Consider the following 17,111-nt stretch of genomic DNA (forward strand, 5'->3'; position numbering starts at 1 on the left):
GGAGAGGTCGCGCAGCCCACCTCTCCAGCGGTCCGGCGCACCGGAGACCCGCCGACCCGGATCCAGGCCGATGCCCGTCCGACCGGCGACCCGTGGTCAGCCTCGCTCCGCAGCCTTCCCGAACGCCCGCGCGACACCGACCCAGAGATGGGCCAAGCCGATGAGCGACAACCCCGCCCCCAGCACCGCGCACGTGGTCCCCCACGGCCAGCCCGTCCACGGCGTCCCCGACGGCGCCAGTGCCGCCCCCGTGACCGCCACCGCCGGCACGACCAGGCGGGTCGGGCGCTCCGCCACCGTGATCGCCCCGGCGCCGCGCATGCCCGCCGCCTGCGCGCGCGCCCGGACGTACTCGTGCAGCATGAGCAGCGCCGCCATCGCCGCGCACCAGCCCGCCGGCGCGCCCAGCACCAGCAGCACCGCCACGAAACACAGCTCCGTCACGCGGTCCGAAGCGGCGTCGAGGACCGCGCCCAGCGGCCGGGCCCGGCCGGTGCGCAACGCCACCGCGCCGTCCAAGCCGTCGAACACGCCGGTGGCCACGATCGCCGCCAGGGCGAGCCACAGCCCGTCACCCCCCGACGCGGCCAGCCACACCGCGGCCAGCGCGCTCAGCACCCCGCACCCGGTCAGCACGTCCGGGGGCACGCCGAGCACCGGACGGGCCAGCAGGTGGATCGCCCGCAGCCAGCCGACGGCGAGCGCGCTGCCCGACACGTCGTGCTCGTGCACCCGGGACCACCCGGCCACCCCGTCGTCCTCCTCGGCCACCGGCGCGTCGGCGTGAGCGCCCGGGAAGCGGCCCGCCGCGCGGCCGTCGTCCTGCGGCACTCCGGCCGGGAACTCCGCGGCCGGGACCTGTCGCTGTGGGCCGCGGGGGTCACGTTCTTCGCCGTGCTCGCCGTCGTCCCGCTGGCGCTCGTCGCCCTGCGGGGTGCCGCGTTCCTCGGGTCGCCGGAGTTCGTCCGGCACGGTGTCGCCCGCTGGGTCGACGCGCTGCCGCCCGGCCACGGCCCGGGACCGGCGCTCGAAGCCCTGGCCACGGCCGCGCTCGGCACGCCGTGGACCGCGCTGCTGGTCACCCTGCTGCCGGCCACCTTCTACGGCGAAGGCCTGCTGCGCGGCCTGGTCCAGGTCGCCGGGCAGCCCGCCGGGGCGCTCGTCGGCTGGCGCGGGCGGCTGATGTTCGTGCCGGTGCTCGTGCTGAGCCCGACCCTGGCGATCGCGCCACTGGCCAGTGCCGACACGGTGGCCGGCTTCTACGCGCGTGGCGGCTGGGCGATGTTCTGGGGCATCACGCTCTCGTTCCACATCGACTGGCTGATCATCGCGGTGGTGACCGCGATCGTGTTCGCCGGCAGTGCCCCGCGCGGCGTGCGTCGCGGGCCGCTGGTGGCCGGCGCGTTCGCCGTGGCCGCGGTGCTCGCGGGGTTCTTCCACGGGTTCCTCCTGTTCCTGGCCATCCCGCTGGACTGGAGCGTGCCGTTCGGCGGCCTCGCGGTGGTCGGTGCGGTGTCGGCGTTGATCCTGTGGCTCTACCTGCTGCACGTGCTGCTCCTGCTCGGGTACCGGCTGACCCTCAGCGCCGAGCGCACCCGGCTCGGGGCCGCCCGCGAAATCGATGCAAAAGTGAGCACGACTTCGGAGTGTTCCTGCAGGTCCAGCTAAGTCAGCGGCTTGAATGCGGACTGGTCCTCCCTAAAGCGTTGCATAAGCGATGCGAATGAGCCATCATCGGCCGTGCCGGCGCCGGACCGAAGGGCCGGCGCGCGTGAGGCAGTGGTGAGGGCGAGTGACGACCAGACCGGAACCGGAGGTCACCGACCGGGCCTCCTGGTGGACGACGGGACAGGTCGCCACCGCGCTCGGGGTGTCGCCCGTCGTCCTGCGCGCGTGGGACAGCCGGTACGGCCTCGGGCCCGCCCGCCGCGGGCCCGGCGGCCAGCGGCTCTACGGGCCGCGGGAGCTGCAGCGCCTGCGCCGGATGAGCGCACTGGTGAACCAGGGCGTCCGGGCCGGGACCGCGGCCGGCCTGGTCCTCTCCGAAGCACTCACCCCGGCGCAGTCCCGACTCCGGGCCGAGGAGATCGACGAAGCCGCCGCGGCCGTCGACCTCCCGGCGTTGACCGGGTTGCTCGACGAGGTGCTGGCCGGCCACGGCACCATCGCGGCCTGGGTGGACGTGCTGGCGCCCGTGCTGCGCCGGCAGGGGGAGCGGTGGCAGGCCGGGGAAAGCGCCTTCGCGGCCGAATGGGCGCTGGCCGGAGCGATCTCGGCGGCGCTCGAGCGCCACGTCGCGCGCGTGCCGCCACCCCCGCGCGAACGGCCGGTCCTGCTGGCCTGCTGCGCGGCCGAGCGGCACCCGCTGCCGCTCCAGGTGCTCGCCACCGTGCTGCGGGAAGCCCGCATCCCGGTGGTGTTCCTGGGCGAGATGGTCGCGCCGGACGTGGTCGTGCGCACCGCCGTCCGGCTCGAGCCGGTGCTGGTGCTGCTCTGGTCGATGACGCCGTACACCGCCGACGCCCCGCTGCTGGCCGAGCTCGCCCGCCGCAACCTGCCGGTGCGCGCGGCCGGGCCGGGCTGGTACCCCGTCGGCGGCCGGATCGGCCCGGTGCTCAACGGTCTGCGGGTCGCGCTGGCGGCGGTTTCCGCGCACGCCGGCCGGGTGTGGCCGTGACCGCGCCGCGGCACGGCCGGCGCGAGGCTTCCCATGCACCGGGCAAAATGTGATTTGAGTCACAAAGCTCCCTTCGGAGGGTGCTTCTTGGGTGCCGGGAGTGTCGGACCGGCGTCGGATGCCGTATCCGTTAAGGCGGACATGGCCGGTCGCAGGCTGTTCCGCCGGGTGTCGCCGGGAGGTGACCGCACCGGCGGACGTCCTGGCGTGTGGGAACGTGGTGTTGATGGACGTCGACGCGGTGAGTGGCCGGGACGGGCCCCGGGCCGGGGGTTCGTGGACCCCCGGCAAGGTCGCCGAACTGCTCGGCGTCTCGCCGGTGACGCTGCGCACCTGGGCCGCGCGCTACGGGGTCGGCCCGACGCTGCGTGACGACGGGCGGCACCGGCGCTACTCCGACGCCGACGTCCGGCGGCTGCAGTACATGCAGCGGCTCATCGACCGCGGCATGCGGGCCAGGGAGGCCGCCGCGGCGGCGTTCTCCCGCGTCGACGAAGCGGTTCCCGAGGTTTCGGTCGACCGGCACATCGAAGAGCTCGAGCGGGCCGCGGAGGGCCTCGAATTCGCGTCGCTGGCCGCGCTGCTCGACGAAACGCTGGACGCGCTCGGCCCCGCCGCGGCCTGGACCGACGTGCTCGTCCCGGTGTTGCGCCACCTCGGCGGCCGCTGGCTGCGTGGCGACGTCTGCTTCGAGTCCGAATGGGCGCTCACCGGCGAGATCTCCCTGGCGCTGCAGCGCTACAGCGCCGGGTTCGCGAACACCCCGCCCGGCCGGGTGGTGCTGCTCGCCTGCTGCCCGGAGGAGCGGCACAGCCTGCCGATGGAGGTGCTGCGGGCCGGCCTGGTCGAGGTCGGCATCCCGGCGGTCTACCTGGGTCAGATGGTGCCCGCGGAGACGACGATCGCCATCGCCTCCAAGCTCGACCCGGTCGTGGTGCTCCTCTGGTCGATGTCCGCCAACACCGTCGACGACCTGCTGGTCCAGCGGCTGCGGCGACGCGGCTTCGACGTCGCCACGGCGGGCCCCGGCTGGGAAAACCTGACCGAGCGGGACGTCCCGTGGGTCAACGACCTGGCCGCCGCGCTCGAACTGGCCACCGAACGCCTGAAGGCGTGAACCGGGGCCGGGGGTCCCGGTCAAAGCGTTGCGCAATCGCTCCAAATGCCCGAGGATGACTCGCGTGCCGGTCTCGACGGCCGGCCGTGGCAGGCGGGAGCGCGTCCGGTGGACCTCAAGCGGCAGCTGATCGAGCGCTGGCCGGCACGGTGGCCGGTGCAGCCGTTCCGGGAGCCCGCGTGGGCCCGGCAGGAGCCCACCTACGCCGAGTGCAGCCCCGCGCTGATCGAGGCCGCGGTGAAGCGGGCGGGCACCCGGCCGTCGGGCAACTGGTTCGTCTTCGCCGCCGCCCGGGAGATCCGCGCCGACCGGCCGTTCGGGACGCGCGTCGGCGGCCGGGAGCTGGTGGCCTGGCGCGGGCCCGACGGCGGCCTGCTCGTCGGCCCGGGCGCGTGCCCCCACCTCGGCGCGCCGCTCGACCAGGCACGCGTGCACTGCGGCGAGCTGGTCTGCCGGTGGCACGGCCTGCGCGTCGGCGCGGACCGGCCCGGCTGGACGGCCCTTCCGGCCCACGACGACGGCGTGCTGGCCTGGGTCCGCCTCGACCGCGTCGGCGGCGAGCAGCCGACGGACCGGCCGATCGTGCCGGTCCGCCCGGCCGGGACCACGGTCGACGCCGTGGCGACGCTGGCCGGGGTCTGCGAGCCCGAAGACGTCGTCGCCAACCGCCTCGATCCCTGGCACGGCGCCTGGTTCCACCCGTATTCGTTCGCCCGGCTGCGCGTGCTGTCGGCTCCGCGGGGCGTCGACGTCGCGGACGCCGAGGACAAGTTCGTCGTCGAGGTGACGTTCCGGCTGGCGGGCAGGATCGGCGTCCCGGTGGTCGCCGAGTTCACCAGCCCGGGCCCCCGGACGGTGCTGATGACCATTGTGGACGGTGAGGGCGCGGGCAGCGTGGTGGAAACCCACGCCACCCCGCTCGGCCCCGGCCCGGACGGCCGCCCCCGCACGGCGGTGATCGAGGCGACGATCGCCGCGTCCGCACGGCCGGGCTTCGCCAGGGCGGCCCGCATGGCGCCGGCGTTGCGGCCGCTCATGCGGCGCGCCGCCGCCCGGTTGTGGCGGGACGATCTCGCGTACGCCGAGCGGCGTTACGCGCTGCGAGGGGAGCACCACTGACTCGACGGCGTCGCCTACCGGATCCGGTCGGTGCAGCGCACCGCCAGCAGGGACAGCGCCGCCCGGGGCTCCGCCGGGATGACCAGCCGGTCGAGGGTCTCGTGGGCGGTCGCCACCCGGTCGGTGATCAGCTGTTCGAGCCGCTCCCGCGCGCCGGTCGCCTCGATCACGGCCTGCCACCGGCGCACGGCTTCGTCGTCGACGGCCCGCAGGCGGTCGAGGTCCGCCAGTTCGCGGCGCTGGGCCGGGGTGGCGAGTTCGCGGGCGAGCACGACGACGCTGGTGGCCTTGTGCTCGCGCAGGTCGTCGCCGACCGGTTTGCCGGTGACCGCCGGGTCGCCGAAGACGCCGAGCAGGTCGTCGCGGAACTGGAAGGCCTCGCCGATGTGCGTGCCGTAGCTGCCGAGCAGGGCCGACACCGCCGGGCGCAGTCGGCCAGCGCCGCCCCGAATTCGAGCGGGCGCCGGACGGTGTAGTTGCCGGACTTGCGGCGCAGCACGTCGAGCACCGACGTCCAGCTGGGCACCGAGCGCGCGTCGTTGACGAGGTCGCCGAGCTGGCCGACGGCGAGCTCGGCGCGCATGGCGTCGTACACCGGCCAGCCGCGGGCCAGCTCGGCGGCGCCCAGGCCCGATTCGCGCAGGAGCTGTTCGGACCACACGAGGAACAGGTCGCCGGAGAGCACCGCCGCCGACTCGCCGAACCGGGCGGGCGAGCCGTGCCAGCCTTGCCCGTGGTGCCAGGTGGCGAACTGGGTGTGCAGGGTGGGAGCGCCGCGCCGCAACGGCGAGCCGTCCATGACGTCGTCCTGCGCCAGCGCGAAGCAGTGCAGCAGTTCGAGGCTGGAGGCGGCTCGCAGGGCGGCGTCGGAGCCGGGACGTCCGCAGCGCCAGCCGACGAAGGCGAAGGCGGAGCGCAGGAACTTGCCGCCGGACACGTACGACGGCAGGGCGGTGGCGGCCAGGGCACCTTCGGGCCGGCCGGTGAAGAGTTCGGCGCAGCGGGCTTCGACGAAGTCGAGTGCGGCTTCACGGCTCCGGGCCCGGACGTCGGCGAGCCAGCGCGCGGGCGACACCTCGGGGGCGGCGGTGGTCGTTCTCATGGTCATCCCTCTCGCCCGGCGGTGGACGACCGCCCGCACCCTGAGTGGGCGGCGACCGGGCGCCCTGGTCCGAAGGTATCAGGATCCTTATAGTGTGGGCAAGGGTCGCACGCCGTGGTTGCCGTTCAACGTCGCCGTCCGGTGGCCGGGATCGCCGCCGCGAGCGCGGCCGCCCCCGCGGCGAGGAACGCGGCCACCAGGAACGCCCGGCCGAACCCGGCCGCTTCGGCGGCCGCCGCCGGGGTCCCCGACGCCGCCAGCGCCGCCGAACGACCGTGCGCGACCCAGGCGAGCGCGGCCAGGCCCAGCGCGGCCCCGATCTGCCGGAACGTGCTCAGCAGTCCCGCGGCCAGCCCGGTGTCCCCGTCGGCCGCCGCGCCCGTCGCGAGCGCGGCGAGCGGGCCGAACGACAGGCCCAGCCCGAACGTCACCAGCATCCCGGGCGGCACCACCCCGGTCAGCGGGGCGCTGCCGGCGTCCACAGTGGAGTACCACCCCAGCCCGGCGACGACGAACACCGTGCCCGCCAGCACGATCCGCTTCGGCGCGATCCGGTCCGGCAACCGGCCGGCGGTCCGCGCGCCGGCGATGATGCACGCCGCCTGGGGGAGGAAGGCGAGTCCCGTGTGCCACGCGTCGAGCCCCGCCACCCGCTGCAGGAACAACGCGCCGAAGTACCACGTCGTGAACGCGACGCAGCCGAGGACCGCCATGGTCAGGTTGATCGTCAGCCCCGGGCGGCGGAGCAGGGTGCCGGGTGGGACCAGCGGCGCCGCGGCCGTCCGCTCGGTGTGGACGAACGCCGCGAACAGCGCGATCGCCAGTGCGAAGGGCAGGTAGGCGACGCCGCCGTCCTGCAGCCGGGTGGCGCCGTAGACGAGCGAGACCAGCGCGCCGGTGGCCAGCGCGGCGCCCACGACGTCGAGGCGTGGCCGCTCCCGGGCGCCGCCGGTGCGCGCGAGGAACACCACCGCGATGACGCCGATCGCCACCGCGATCGGGACGTTGATCAGGAAGATCCACCGCCAGCCCGCCCACCGCACCAGCGCGCCGCCCAGCAGGCCACCCGCCGCGCCGCCGACCGCGCCGACCGCCGACCACGTCCCCAGCGCACTGCGCCGGGCCCGCTCGCCGGTGAACGTGGTCGTCACGATGGCCAGCGTCGCCGGGGACAGCACCGCGCCGCCGAGGCCCTGCAGGATGCGGGCCGCCACCAGCCAGCCGGGCCCGGGTGCCGCACCCGCGAGCAGGCTCGCCGCGCCGAACACGGCGACGCCGGCCAGGAACACGCGCCGGTGCCCGAACAGATCCGCACAGCGGCCGCCCAGCAGGAGGCAGCCGCCGAAGGCGAGGCTGTAGCCGTTGGCCACCCAGGTCAGGCCACCGTCGGAGAAGCCGAGCGCGTCCTGGACGGCCGGCAGGGCCACGTTCACGACCGAGACGTCGAGCACCGTCATGAACTGGGCGAGGCAGGCCGCCAGCAGGATCAGGGCACCAGCGTGCCGACCACCTTGCTCAGCAGCTGGACCAGGGTCCGCTGCTCGGCGGCCGTCAGGCCCATCGCCGCCGGGGTGTTCACCTCCAGCACCGCCTTGGTCGCCTTCCGGACCAGCCGGCGGCCGGCGTCGGTGATGTGCACCGGGATCGGGTGGCCGCGGCCCGGGCGCTCGCCGCGCACGATCAGGCCCAGTGCCTCCAGCGGGAGCAGGGCCTCGCCCATGCTCTGCGGCGTCACCAGGCATCGGCGTGCCAGCGCGCCCTGCGCGATCCCGGGGCTGTTGTCGATCTGCACGAGGATCCCGAACTGGGCCGGGGAAAGCTCGGCGGGGGCGAGTGCCTGTGCCATCCGCGGGACGAAGGCGAGGTAGGCGCGGATGATGTTCCACCCGGCCAGGCCGTCGATGTCGCTGTCGGTCCACACCGGCGCCTTGCCGGTGCGGACCGGATGTTCTGCGTTGGGCACGGCATCACGATATCGTAGCCCCTATCCATAAGGAACCTTACTGTTTCGGAGGGCCGGGGATGACCGGACGCAGCCACGTGATCGTCGCCGGCGCCGGCATCGGCGGGCTTTGCCTGGCGCACGGCCTGCGCCGGCACGGGATCGACGTCACCGTCTACGAACGCGACGCCGATCCCGACGAGCGGTGGGCGGGCTACCGCCTGCACCTCACCGGGCCGGCCAACCGCGCGCTGCACGCCTGCCTGCCACTGGAGACCTACCTGGCGATCCTCGACAGCGCGTCCCGGCCGCTGGACGCCTTCCGCATCCTCGACGAAAACCTCGACGAGCTGCTGGTGTCGCCGACCACGGCCGACCCGGCGCTGCTGGTGGACGACGACACGCTGATCGGCCGCCGCCCGCTGCGGCGGCTGCTCCTGCGCGGCCTCGAAGACGTGGTCCGGTGGGGCCGGGCCGTCGAGCGGTACCGGCCGCTGCCGGGCAACCGCGTCGCCGTCGACCTCGCGGACGGCACGACCGACGAGGGCACCCTGCTGGTCGGCGCGGACGGCCGGGCGTCGGCGGTGCGCCGTCAGCTGCTGCCCCAGGCCGAACCACAGCCGTGGGACGTCGCCTGCGTCGCCGGGACGACCCCGCTCGAGGCCGCCGTCGCCGCGGGTGTTCCGGCGGCGATGGTCGACGGGGCCGGGTTCGCGATCGGCCCGGCCGGGCACAACATGTTCTTCTCCGGCCACGACCCGGCCGGGCGCAGCCGCCCCGACCTCCCGCCCGGCGGCCCGCCCGAGCCGGACGACGCCTACGTCCTCTGGTCCGTGGGTGCGCCGTCGGCCGAGTGGCCGGAGGATCCCCGCACGAGCGAAGGCAACCTCGGGGAGGCGGCGCAGGGGATGGTGGCGGGCTGGCACCCGGCCGTCGCCCGGCTGGTCGCGGCCGCGGATCCGCATTCGTTGTCCCCCTTGACCTTCTGGGTGGCGCCGGAGATCGAGCCATGGCAGACGCAGGCGACCGTGACCCTCCTCGGCGACGCCGTGCACGTGATGCCCCCGACCGGCGGGATCGGCGCGAGCACGGCGTTGTGCGACGCGGCCGCGCTGGCCGAGACGCTGGCGCTGTGCGAGCAGGGCCTCGGCCGTCCGGTGCCGGCGCTCGCCGCGTACGAACGCGAAATGCTCGAGCGGGGCCGGGAAGCGATCCGCGCGTCGGTGGCGAACCTCCAGTGGGCGCAACGGCTCGACGGCCCGGTGTCGTTCCGGCTGGGCAAGTTCGGCCTGAAGTCCGCCGGCGGGATCCGCTCGCTGCTGCGGACCCTCGCCGGCCGGGGCGACGCCGGGTGAGCGTCAGATCATGTACTGCATCGAGTGGTCGCCCAGGTAGCAGACGCGGGCCATCCGGCGCTCGGTGACCAGCCCGAACGCCAGGTGCGCCCCGGCGGCGTGCACGTCCCGCCACAGCCGCTGCAGCGGGTGCTCGTCGCGCAGGGCCGCCGCTCCGGCCAGCCGGTACGCGCCGTCGACGACCCGCTCCGCGACGCGCTGGGAATGCTGGACCGCCCCGGCGAACCGCGCGCGGGTCTCCGGGCGGGCCGAGCCCGCCGTCGTGACCTCGTCCCACACCCGGGCCGCGGCCTCGTGGAGCAGGCACCGGGCGGCCAGGCGTTCGTTGTCCAGCCGCCAGAACTCCACCTGGGCGGCGGTGTCCGCGAGATCGGCCTCGGGCAGCGCGCGGAACTCCTCGACCGCGCGCCTGGCCAGGCCGACCGAGAACCCGCCCATCATCATCATAAGGAAGGCGAAGTACGACAGCCGGTACAGCGGCCCCTCGTGCTCGCCCGGCTCGAAGAACGGGCTGAACGTCATCGAGTGCGGCACCTCGACGCCGCGGATCTCGACGTCGTCGCTGCCCGAACCCCGCAGTCCCAGCACGTGCCAGGTGTCGAGCACCCGGACCTCGCTCGCCGGCAGCACCGCGAAGCGCACGACGTCCTCACCCCACTGCGGGGAGTCGACGCCGGGTTCCTTCTTGGCGAAGGCCGCGATGAACCAGTCGGCGTGCCGGCACCCGGAGTTGATCGCCCACCGGCCGTCGAGCCGGTAGACCGGGCCGTCCTCGCCGTCGGCTTCGGTCGCGGGCAGGATCGTGCCCTCGCCCATCGGCGCCAGCGCGCAGGCGATCAGCGGGTCCGGGCGCTCGGCCACCACCCGGCGGCCCAGCTCGGCCGAGCCCCAGCCGAGGAACCCGGACGCCTGGCCGATCATCAGCGTCCAGCCCACCGACGGGTCGGCCCACGAGATCTCCTCGACGACCGAGAGCACGGTGGCCGGGTCGGTCTCCGAACCACCGAGCACGCGCGGCAGCGTCAGCGAAAAGAGGCCCGCTTCGCGCAGCGCCTCCACCGCGGCCCGGCTCGGCGTCCGCGCTCGTTCGGTCGCCGCTTCGCCGCCGATCAGGTCCCGGGCGATCCGGCGGGCCTCGCCGACGAGCTGCTCGGGGGTGCGCACCGTTTCCGTTGCGGTCATGACGCCTTCCTCGGTTCGTCGGTGAACAGCCGGTCCAGGTCGGGTTCGAGCGCGGCCCGCTCGGCGAGCAGCCGCGCGGGCCGGTCGAACCACGGGTGCGCGCCGAGGGCGGCGAGGTGGGCGAAGGTTTCCTGCATGGGGTTGCCGTCGTAGAGGGCGCTCGCCCCGGTCAGGGTCATCACCTGCGTGGTGGCGGCGCGCGCGGCGTCCAGCGCGCCGATGCCGGTGACGACCAGCCGGGCCTGCGTGGCGGGGTCGGTGGCCGGCTTCGCCGTCCGGGCGGTGAGCAGGGCCGCGGCGCCGTCGAGCAGCGCTTCGGCCGAGAGCAGGATCGACAGCACCATCGGGTCGTCGATCGTCTTGACCGCGGCCCAGCCACGGGCGCTGCTCGCGGCCTTGCGCAGGAAGGCGTCGCGGAACCGCCCGGCGACGCCGAGCGCGTGCGCGCCCGCCGCCACCACCGCGAGGACGCTGGGCGGCAGGGACAGGAGGCCGTCGCCGGGCGCGGCGGAGTCGTCGACGACCGTCGCGGCGCGGGCGCCGTCCCGCAGGCGCACCAGGTGCCCGCCCCAGACGTCCATCGACGGCGCGAGCGACACCGGCTCGGTGGTCACCTGGTCGCCCGCGTAGGCGGTCCAGGTCGCGGTGCCGTCGTCCGACCGCCCGGCCAGCACGACGTGCCCGCCCGGGCCGACCGGCCGGTCCACCGTCCATTCCGGACGGTCCGAAGCGGTGCCTGCCGGCCAGCCCAGTGCGGCATCGCGGGGGATCGCGTCGTCCCGGATGGACAGTGACCGGGTGACCAGTGCGGTCACGCCCAGCCAGCCGGCCCGCGGGTCGAGGTGGCCACGGGCGGCGATGTCGACGAGGTTCATGCGGGTTCCTTCCGGGCGGCGGTGAGTTCGGCCAGGAGGCCGGGCACGACCTGCTCGGGGCCGGGCAGGCCGGCGATCTCGTCGGCGACGTCCCGCGCCGTCTTCGCCGGGCGCGGGTCGTGGAGGACGTGGTCGAGCGCGTCGTCGAGCACACCGGCGTCACCGGCCTCCGGCACGGCGAACACGCCCGCGCCGCGGCGGGTGACCGCGTCGCCGTTGAACGCGTGGTCCGCTTCGCGCGAGACGATCACTTGCGGGACGCCGCGGGCGAGCGCGGCCAGGGTCGAGCCCGCGCCGCCGTGGTGGACCAGGACGTCGCAGCCGGGGAGCACGGCCTCCAGGGGCAGCCAGCCGTGGGCGAGCACCGAGCCGGGGTCCGTGCCGGGCGGGAGGTCGCCGGCCACCAGCACGTCGAGGTCGTGCCGGGCCAAGGTCCGCAGCAGGAGCGGGGCGAGCTCGCCGTGTTCGGCGGTCGTGCCCAGGGTGACCAGCGCGCGGCGGCGGCCCGGCCGCGCGGCGAACCCGGCCGGGTCGAGCACCCGGGCGCCGCTGTAGGGCCGGTAGCCGAGCACCAGCCCGGTCGGCCCGCCCGGGTACATGCTCGGCGGGCACACGTCGAGGGCTTCGTCGGGGTCGGCCAGCCCGGCGACGCCGTGCCGGCGGCAGGCGCCGGCCAGGTGCGGGACCATCCGGTCCTGGGTCCGGGCGACGCCGGTGAGCTGGAACCCGTGCTCCACCGACGGCACGCCGAGGACCGCGGCCACCAGCGGGCCGACCGGCTGCAACGCGGTGTGCACGACGACGTCCGGCCGCCACGCCCGGCCGAGCGCGACGGCCGCGTCGGCGACCCGGTCGGCCAGCGCCGCGAACAGCTGCATCGCGAGGTCGAACCGTTCGGCCTCCGGGGCACCGGGCATCCGGCGCAGGAACGAACCCCGGATCGCCGCCAGTTCGTCGGTGCCGCCGGGCAGCAGGTCGACGGCCGGGAGCCCGGCAGACACCGCCCCGGCCACGGCGGGCCCGGTCGCGCCGACCAGCACCGTCGCGCCGGCGCAGCGCGCGGCCCAGAGGCTCGGCACCATCGGGAACAGGTGCCCGAGGCCCGAGGAGGTGAAGGCGAGAACGCGGGTCACGGCTTCCTCCTCAGCACGGTGACGTGGAAGGGCAGCCCGGGCACCTGCCGCGTCACCTCGATCTCCAGGCCGGCCGCCGCGTACATCCGTTCGTGCGCCGCGGTGGTGTGCACCTCGCCGGCCTCGGTCCAGGCCAGCATCAGGACGGAGAACAGGTGCGGCTCCGGGTCCTCGGCCGGGGCGTCGCCCGCGACGAACCCGACGACGCCGATCCGGCCGCCCGGCGCGAGCTGGGCCGCCGCGTGCGCCAGCAGGTCCGCGGACCGCTGCTCGGAGAAGTGGTGCAGCACGTTGGTGACCAGCACGAGATCGTGCCCCGGGCCGAGGTCGAGCTCGAACATGTCGCCGGGGACGAACCGGGCGCGGTCGGCGAGGCCCTGGTCCTGCGCGTGCTGCCGGGTGATGGCCAGGACGTTCGGCCAGTCGACGCAGGTGACGGTCGAGCCGGGCAGCCGTCGGGTGAGGGTGAATCCGTAGATCCCGTGCCCGCAGGCCAGGTCCAGGATGCGCGGGGCCTCCCGGCCCGCCGACCACGGCTCCAGCAACTCGGCCAGCAGCTCGGCGGTGGGCACGGTGACCGGCCCGACCGACCGGGCGAAGGTCTCCCAGTAGTGGTAGCCGGGCGTCTCGGCGTTGACGTCCCGGACCGATCCGCCCTGCCGGACGGCGCCGGCGAGGTCGCGCATCGCGTCCCATTCCTCGTCGCTGGCGACGACGTCGACCATGCCGCCGTAGAAGCCCGGCTCGCCGGTCACCAGCAGGGATTTCGCGCCTTCGTCCAAGGTGTACGGTCCGTCGGCGCCGCCGTGCACCAGCCCGAGCGCGGTCAAGGCGTTCAGCAGCAGCCGGATCCCGCGCGGCTCGGCGCCGGTCGCTTCGGCGACCTCGGCGGCGGTGGTGTGGCCGGCGCCGAGCGCGTCGAACACGCCGACCCGCAGGCCGGCCCGCAGCAGGCTGGTTTCCTTGTAGACCCGCATCATGCGGTACAGCCGCTCCCGGGTCACCGGCGCGGCTTCGAGCGTGGTCATGGGCGTTCCTCCGGGTCGGCGGGCGGGCTGGTGCGGACCTGGCGCATGCCGGTCATCGAGACGGTGCGGCCGAGCGCTTTGAGCGCCTTCGCGAGTTCCTCGTGCGCTTCACCGGCGGAGAAGGCCTGGAAGTCTTCCGGCGTGTCCCATTCGCTGACCACGAAGTAGCGGCCGGGTTCGCGGGTGTGGGCGTTGAGGGACTGGGCGAGGATCCCGGGTGCCCGGCCGGCGGTGGCGGCCATGCGGTCCCACGCGGCGAAGAAGTCGGCCGGCGGGGTGTCGCCGATGTCGATTTCCAGCAGGACGCGGAACACGCCGGTTTCGGTGGTGGTCATGCCGGCCTCCGCCAGTCGTAGAACGGCTCGGCCTGGGCCTGGGCCATCGAGGGTTCGTCGGGCCGGTAGGGCAGCAGCAGCCCGGCGAGCTCGCTGTCGATGGTGCGGAAGCGCTCGTCGCGCACGGCGGTGTAGAGCCGCTGCTGGAAGCCGTCCTCGCCTTCGATGAGGTGGAAGTAGAGGTCGTGGAAGCCGAACAGGGTCCGCCGGGTCGCGCCGATCTGCGCGGGCAGCTCGGTGCGGTCGTGCTCGGCGAACAGCTCGGTGATCCGGTCGCGGTCGGCGGGGTTCCACCGGCGGACCATCAGGGCGCGGTGCACGGGTTCTCCTTTCCGGTCTCCGCGGCGGGAGACGTGGTGGCCGGGCCGAGCCGGACCGGCAGCGTGCGCAGGCCGCGGACCAGCGAGCCCCGGCTCCAGACGAGGTCTGCTTCGGCCAGTTCGGCCCGGGGGTGGCGGTCGAGCACCGCCGTGACGCCTTCGGCCAGTTCGATCCGGGCCAGCGCGGCCCCCAGGCAGAAGTGCGGGCCGGCCCCGAAGGCGAGGTGCGACGGCGGCGTCGCGGCGAACCGGTCCAGGCGCAGCTCGTCCGGGGTGTCGAACGCGGCGGGGTCGCGGTTGGCGGCGTTGAGCGCCGGGATGACGAGGTCGCCCGCTTCGACGGTGACCCCGGAGAGGTCCACTGTGGACGTCGCGACCCGGGGGAAGCCGCCGACCGAGCCGAGGGAGATCGCGCGCAGCAGCTCTTCGACGGCGTGGCCGACCTTGACCGGGTCGCCACGCAGGGCGGCGGCCGCGGCGGGGTCGGAGAGCAGCAGCATCAGCGAGCTGGCGAGGTGGTTGCTGGTGGTTTCGTGCCCGGCGACGAGGATGGCCATGGCCAGCGGGACGAGTTCGCGCGGGCTCGCGTCCTGCGCGGCCAGGTGCGAGAGCAGGTCGTCTTCGGGGTGGGCGGCCCGGCGGCCGAGGAGCTCGCCGAAGTAGGCGGCGAGTTCCCCGCGGGCGCGACCGACCTCCGGCGCGGACCCGGGCGCGGTGGAGAGGAACGCCTGCGCCCAGACGAAGAACCGGTCGTGGTCGCCTTCGGGGATGCCGAGCAGCGCCCCGATGACGCCGGTGGACAGCGGCCGGGTGTAGCCGGCCACGAGATCGGCCGGATCGTCTTGCGCGCAGACGTCGAGCAAGGCCCGTGCCCGGGCGGCGATCCGGGGGCGCAGGGCGGCCATCCGGCGGGCCGAGAAGGCGCCGCTGACGAGGGCGCGCACCCGCGTGTGGTCCGGCGGGTCGAGCGCGAGCAGCGACCCGGCGGGCGGGGACAGGCCCGCGGTGGGGGCACCGGCGGCTTCGGCGGCGGCCGCGCGGGAGAAGCGCGGGTCGGTGTGCACGGTCCGGACGTCGGCCATGGTCGTCGCGAGCCAGGCCCAGCGGCCTTCGCCCAGGAAGACGGGCACGGGCGCGCGCGTGGCCCGGGCGGTGGCGTAACCGGGATCGGGGTCGACCCCGTCGCGGGCGGCGAAGGGGTAGGCGGTCGCGGGCTGCGATGGGCGGGTTTCGGTGGTCATGACGGCTCCTGGTGGCTTTCGCCGGGAAACCCCGGGCCGGCGGCGGCCGGGCACCCGGCCCGCATCTGTCGTGACCGGGCCCGGATCTCGTGTGACTGTGCCTGGGTCTCGTGTGGCTGGGGCCGGATCTCGTGTGATTGGAAGCGGATCTCGCGTGACTGGAGGGGCATCACTCGTGATTGGACGGGCATCACGATCGGGCCGGGTCTGCTCGGAGGACGGTCCAGCGGCCGGTTTCGGGCTCGCCGGTCAGGCGGAAACCGGTGTCGGCGAACAGGTCCCGCCATTGGGCGGCCGTGCGTTCGCGGCCGCCGAAGAGGACCAGCATGTCGATGTCGAGGACCTTGCCGTGGTCGAAGCCGTTGCCCGGCGACACCACCTGCTCGACCACGAACAGCGGGGCCGTCCGGTCGCCGATCGCCGAGCGGACGCGGCGCAGCAGCGCCTCCGCCTGCGCGTCCGGCCAGTTGTGCAGCACCGCCTTGAGGACGTACGCGTCGGCGTCGGACGGCAGCGGGTCGCCGAAGAAGTCGCCCGGGCGCAGCTCCACCCGGTCGTCGACGCCCTCGGCGGACAGCACCGGGCCGGCGTCCGCCAGCACGCTGGGCCGGTCCACCAGGATGCCGCTGGTCTCCGGCGCCCGGCGCAGGGCCGCGCCGAGGAAGTGCCCGTGCCCGCCGCCGAGGTCGGCGATGCGGGAGAACCGCTCGGGCTCGATCCGCGCCAGGTGCCGCTCGGTCTCCCAGCGGCCCAGCTCGGTCATCATCGCGTCGAAGAACTGCTCGTCGTCCGGGTGGTCGCGCAGGTAGCCCCAGAAGTCCGTGCCCAGCACCGGCACCGTGGCCGGCCGCCCGGTGCGCAGCGTGTGCAGCAGCGCCCCGTACGGCTCGGTGAAGAACCGCTTGCGGCCGTAGGCGATCAACGGCCGCAGGCTGTACGGCACGTCGGCGCGCATCGGCACCGCCAGCGGGGTCCCGTCGAACACCCCGGGCTCGGTCTCGGTGAACACGCCGAAGGACGCGGCCATCCGCAGCACGCGGTACAGCGCGTCCGGGTCGGCGCCGCACTTCTCGGCCAGCTCGCCGACCGGCCGCGGTCCCTCGGCGAGGATCTCGGCGACACCGAGCTCGGCCAGCGCCCCGACGACGTGGGCGAGCCGGAGCCCGCAGGTGAGGATGGTCAGCCGCTCGCGGTGGGCGTCGGCGCTCCCGGGACCGGCGCCGGCGCGGGCCTCGATCACGGACTTGATGTGCCGCAGCTGCTCCGCGGAGGTCCGGTCGAGCCGTTCGGTCATCGCGGCGTCGTCGAAGGGCAGGCCGGGCCGGACCGCGAACTCCTGCCGCCAGCGCAGTTCCACGCCGCCGTCGACGTCGCGGTAGTCCCAGCGCAGCCGCATGTACTCGAACGGGCCGGTCTCGACGCGGTGCGCGGTCACCGTGCGGGCGTCGCGGTCCGGGAACCGCTCGGAGACCCAGGTCCACACGGAACCGTCCGGGTCGGGCACGGTGGTCAGCCGGAACCGCACCGAGGCGGGCGTCTCCTCGAGGATCTCGGCCTTCGCGTATTCGGTGAACAGCGTGGGCCAGGACGCGACGTCGTTGGTCAGGTCCCAGACGGTGGCGAACGGGGCGTCGATGACGACGCGGTTGTCGGTCGTGGCCGGCACGGGTGGGCTCCCTCTCGGT

The 17,111-nt window shown here is 75.0% G+C and carries 17 protein-coding genes and 2 pseudogenes; 5 read left to right on the top strand and 14 right to left on the bottom strand.

From position 1 onward, the window contains the following. Positions 1-96 precede the first annotated feature (96 nt). Positions 97-771 (bottom strand): CDP-alcohol phosphatidyltransferase family protein, encoded by a 675-nt coding sequence (locus tag ACWED2_RS34910; RefSeq protein ID WP_449694781.1) that lies wholly within the window; start codon positions 769-771, stop codon positions 97-99. A 12-nt stretch (positions 772-783) separates the two neighbouring features. Between ACWED2_RS34910 and ACWED2_RS34915 the strand changes: the two genes are divergently transcribed. The 4 genes from ACWED2_RS34915 to ACWED2_RS34930 all read left to right on the top strand — a co-directional run bounded on the left by ACWED2_RS34915 (position 784) and on the right by ACWED2_RS34930 (position 4,913). Then, on the top strand, positions 784-1,668 hold the full coding sequence (locus tag ACWED2_RS34915; protein WP_449694782.1) for a YhjD/YihY/BrkB family envelope integrity protein: 885 nt from the start codon (positions 784-786) through the stop codon (positions 1,666-1,668). Positions 1,669-1,792: 124 nt separating this feature from the next. Continuing rightward, positions 1,793-2,677, top strand: coding sequence for a MerR family transcriptional regulator (locus ACWED2_RS34920; protein ID WP_449694783.1), 885 nt, complete (start codon positions 1,793-1,795; stop codon positions 2,675-2,677). Positions 2,678-2,903: 226 nt separating this feature from the next. Next, the gene (locus tag ACWED2_RS34925; protein WP_449694842.1) at positions 2,904-3,794 is read left to right on the top strand and encodes a MerR family transcriptional regulator; all 891 of its coding nucleotides are present in this window, start codon (positions 2,904-2,906) and stop codon (positions 3,792-3,794) included. 108 nt (positions 3,795-3,902) lie between these two features. Further along, positions 3,903-4,913: a DUF5914 domain-containing protein gene (locus ACWED2_RS34930; RefSeq protein ID WP_449694843.1), complete on the top strand. Its 1,011-nt coding sequence runs from the start codon at positions 3,903-3,905 to the stop codon at positions 4,911-4,913. Between the two features lie 14 nt (positions 4,914-4,927). Here ACWED2_RS34930 and ACWED2_RS34935 read toward each other — a convergent pair whose 3' ends face one another. The 5 genes and pseudogenes from ACWED2_RS34935 to ACWED2_RS34955 all read right to left on the bottom strand — a co-directional run bounded on the left by ACWED2_RS34935 (position 4,928) and on the right by ACWED2_RS34955 (position 7,978). Next, entirely contained in the window at positions 4,928-5,083 is a 156-nt protein-coding gene (locus ACWED2_RS34935) for a hypothetical protein (protein ID WP_449694848.1), read from the bottom strand. Positions 5,084-5,161: 78 nt separating this feature from the next. Beyond that, positions 5,162-5,332, bottom strand: a pseudogene (locus ACWED2_RS34940) (polyprenyl synthetase family protein); the annotation flags it as partial. 65 nt (positions 5,333-5,397) lie between these two features. Beyond that, positions 5,398-6,021: pseudogene (locus tag ACWED2_RS34945) on the bottom strand (polyprenyl synthetase family protein); the annotation flags it as partial. Positions 6,022-6,140: 119 nt separating this feature from the next. Next, on the bottom strand, positions 6,141-7,505 hold the full coding sequence (locus tag ACWED2_RS34950) for an MFS transporter (RefSeq protein WP_449694844.1): 1,365 nt from the start codon (positions 7,503-7,505) through the stop codon (positions 6,141-6,143). Beyond that, positions 7,502-7,978 (bottom strand): MarR family winged helix-turn-helix transcriptional regulator, encoded by a 477-nt coding sequence (locus ACWED2_RS34955; RefSeq protein WP_449694784.1) that lies wholly within the window; start codon positions 7,976-7,978, stop codon positions 7,502-7,504. Before ACWED2_RS34955 ends, ACWED2_RS34950 begins: the two co-directional genes overlap by 4 nt. Before the next feature lie 59 nt (positions 7,979-8,037). Between ACWED2_RS34955 and ACWED2_RS34960 the strand changes: the two genes are divergently transcribed. Beyond that, the gene (locus ACWED2_RS34960) at positions 8,038-9,312 is read left to right on the top strand and encodes an FAD-dependent oxidoreductase (protein ID WP_449694785.1); all 1,275 of its coding nucleotides are present in this window, start codon (positions 8,038-8,040) and stop codon (positions 9,310-9,312) included. A gap of 3 nt (positions 9,313-9,315) precedes the next feature. Here ACWED2_RS34960 and ACWED2_RS34965 read toward each other — a convergent pair whose 3' ends face one another. The 8 genes from ACWED2_RS34965 to ACWED2_RS35000 all read right to left on the bottom strand — a co-directional run bounded on the left by ACWED2_RS34965 (position 9,316) and on the right by ACWED2_RS35000 (position 17,092). Continuing rightward, entirely contained in the window at positions 9,316-10,494 is a 1,179-nt protein-coding gene (locus ACWED2_RS34965; protein ID WP_449694786.1) for an acyl-CoA dehydrogenase family protein, read from the bottom strand. Continuing rightward, entirely contained in the window at positions 10,491-11,369 is an 879-nt protein-coding gene (locus ACWED2_RS34970) for a hypothetical protein (RefSeq protein ID WP_449694787.1), read from the bottom strand. Before ACWED2_RS34970 ends, ACWED2_RS34965 begins: the two co-directional genes overlap by 4 nt. After that, positions 11,366-12,502 (bottom strand): glycosyltransferase, encoded by a 1,137-nt coding sequence (locus ACWED2_RS34975; protein WP_449694788.1) that lies wholly within the window; start codon positions 12,500-12,502, stop codon positions 11,366-11,368. The genes ACWED2_RS34970 and ACWED2_RS34975 overlap by 4 nt, the downstream gene beginning before the upstream one ends. Continuing rightward, positions 12,499-13,530 (bottom strand): class I SAM-dependent methyltransferase, encoded by a 1,032-nt coding sequence (locus ACWED2_RS34980; RefSeq protein ID WP_449694789.1) that lies wholly within the window; start codon positions 13,528-13,530, stop codon positions 12,499-12,501. The genes ACWED2_RS34975 and ACWED2_RS34980 overlap by 4 nt, the downstream gene beginning before the upstream one ends. After that, positions 13,527-13,865, bottom strand: a complete 339-nt coding sequence (locus tag ACWED2_RS34985) for an antibiotic biosynthesis monooxygenase family protein (protein ID WP_449694790.1) — start codon at positions 13,863-13,865, stop codon at positions 13,527-13,529. The genes ACWED2_RS34980 and ACWED2_RS34985 overlap by 4 nt, the downstream gene beginning before the upstream one ends. Further along, complete coding sequence (locus ACWED2_RS34990; protein WP_449694791.1) at positions 13,862-14,185, bottom strand: TcmI family type II polyketide cyclase; 324 nt, start codon at positions 14,183-14,185, stop codon at positions 13,862-13,864. Before ACWED2_RS34990 ends, ACWED2_RS34985 begins: the two co-directional genes overlap by 4 nt. Further along, positions 14,170-15,426 carry a cytochrome P450 gene (locus tag ACWED2_RS34995; RefSeq protein ID WP_449694792.1) on the bottom strand — a complete coding sequence of 419 codons (1,257 nt, stop codon included), beginning with the start codon at positions 15,424-15,426 and terminating at the stop codon, positions 14,170-14,172. The genes ACWED2_RS34990 and ACWED2_RS34995 overlap by 16 nt, the downstream gene beginning before the upstream one ends. Positions 15,427-15,616: 190 nt before the next feature. Further along, positions 15,617-17,092: a methyltransferase gene (locus ACWED2_RS35000; protein WP_449694793.1), complete on the bottom strand. Its 1,476-nt coding sequence runs from the start codon at positions 17,090-17,092 to the stop codon at positions 15,617-15,619. Positions 17,093-17,111: the final 19 nt, after the last annotated feature.

It is taken from the genome of Amycolatopsis sp. NPDC005003 (assembly GCF_053600695.1).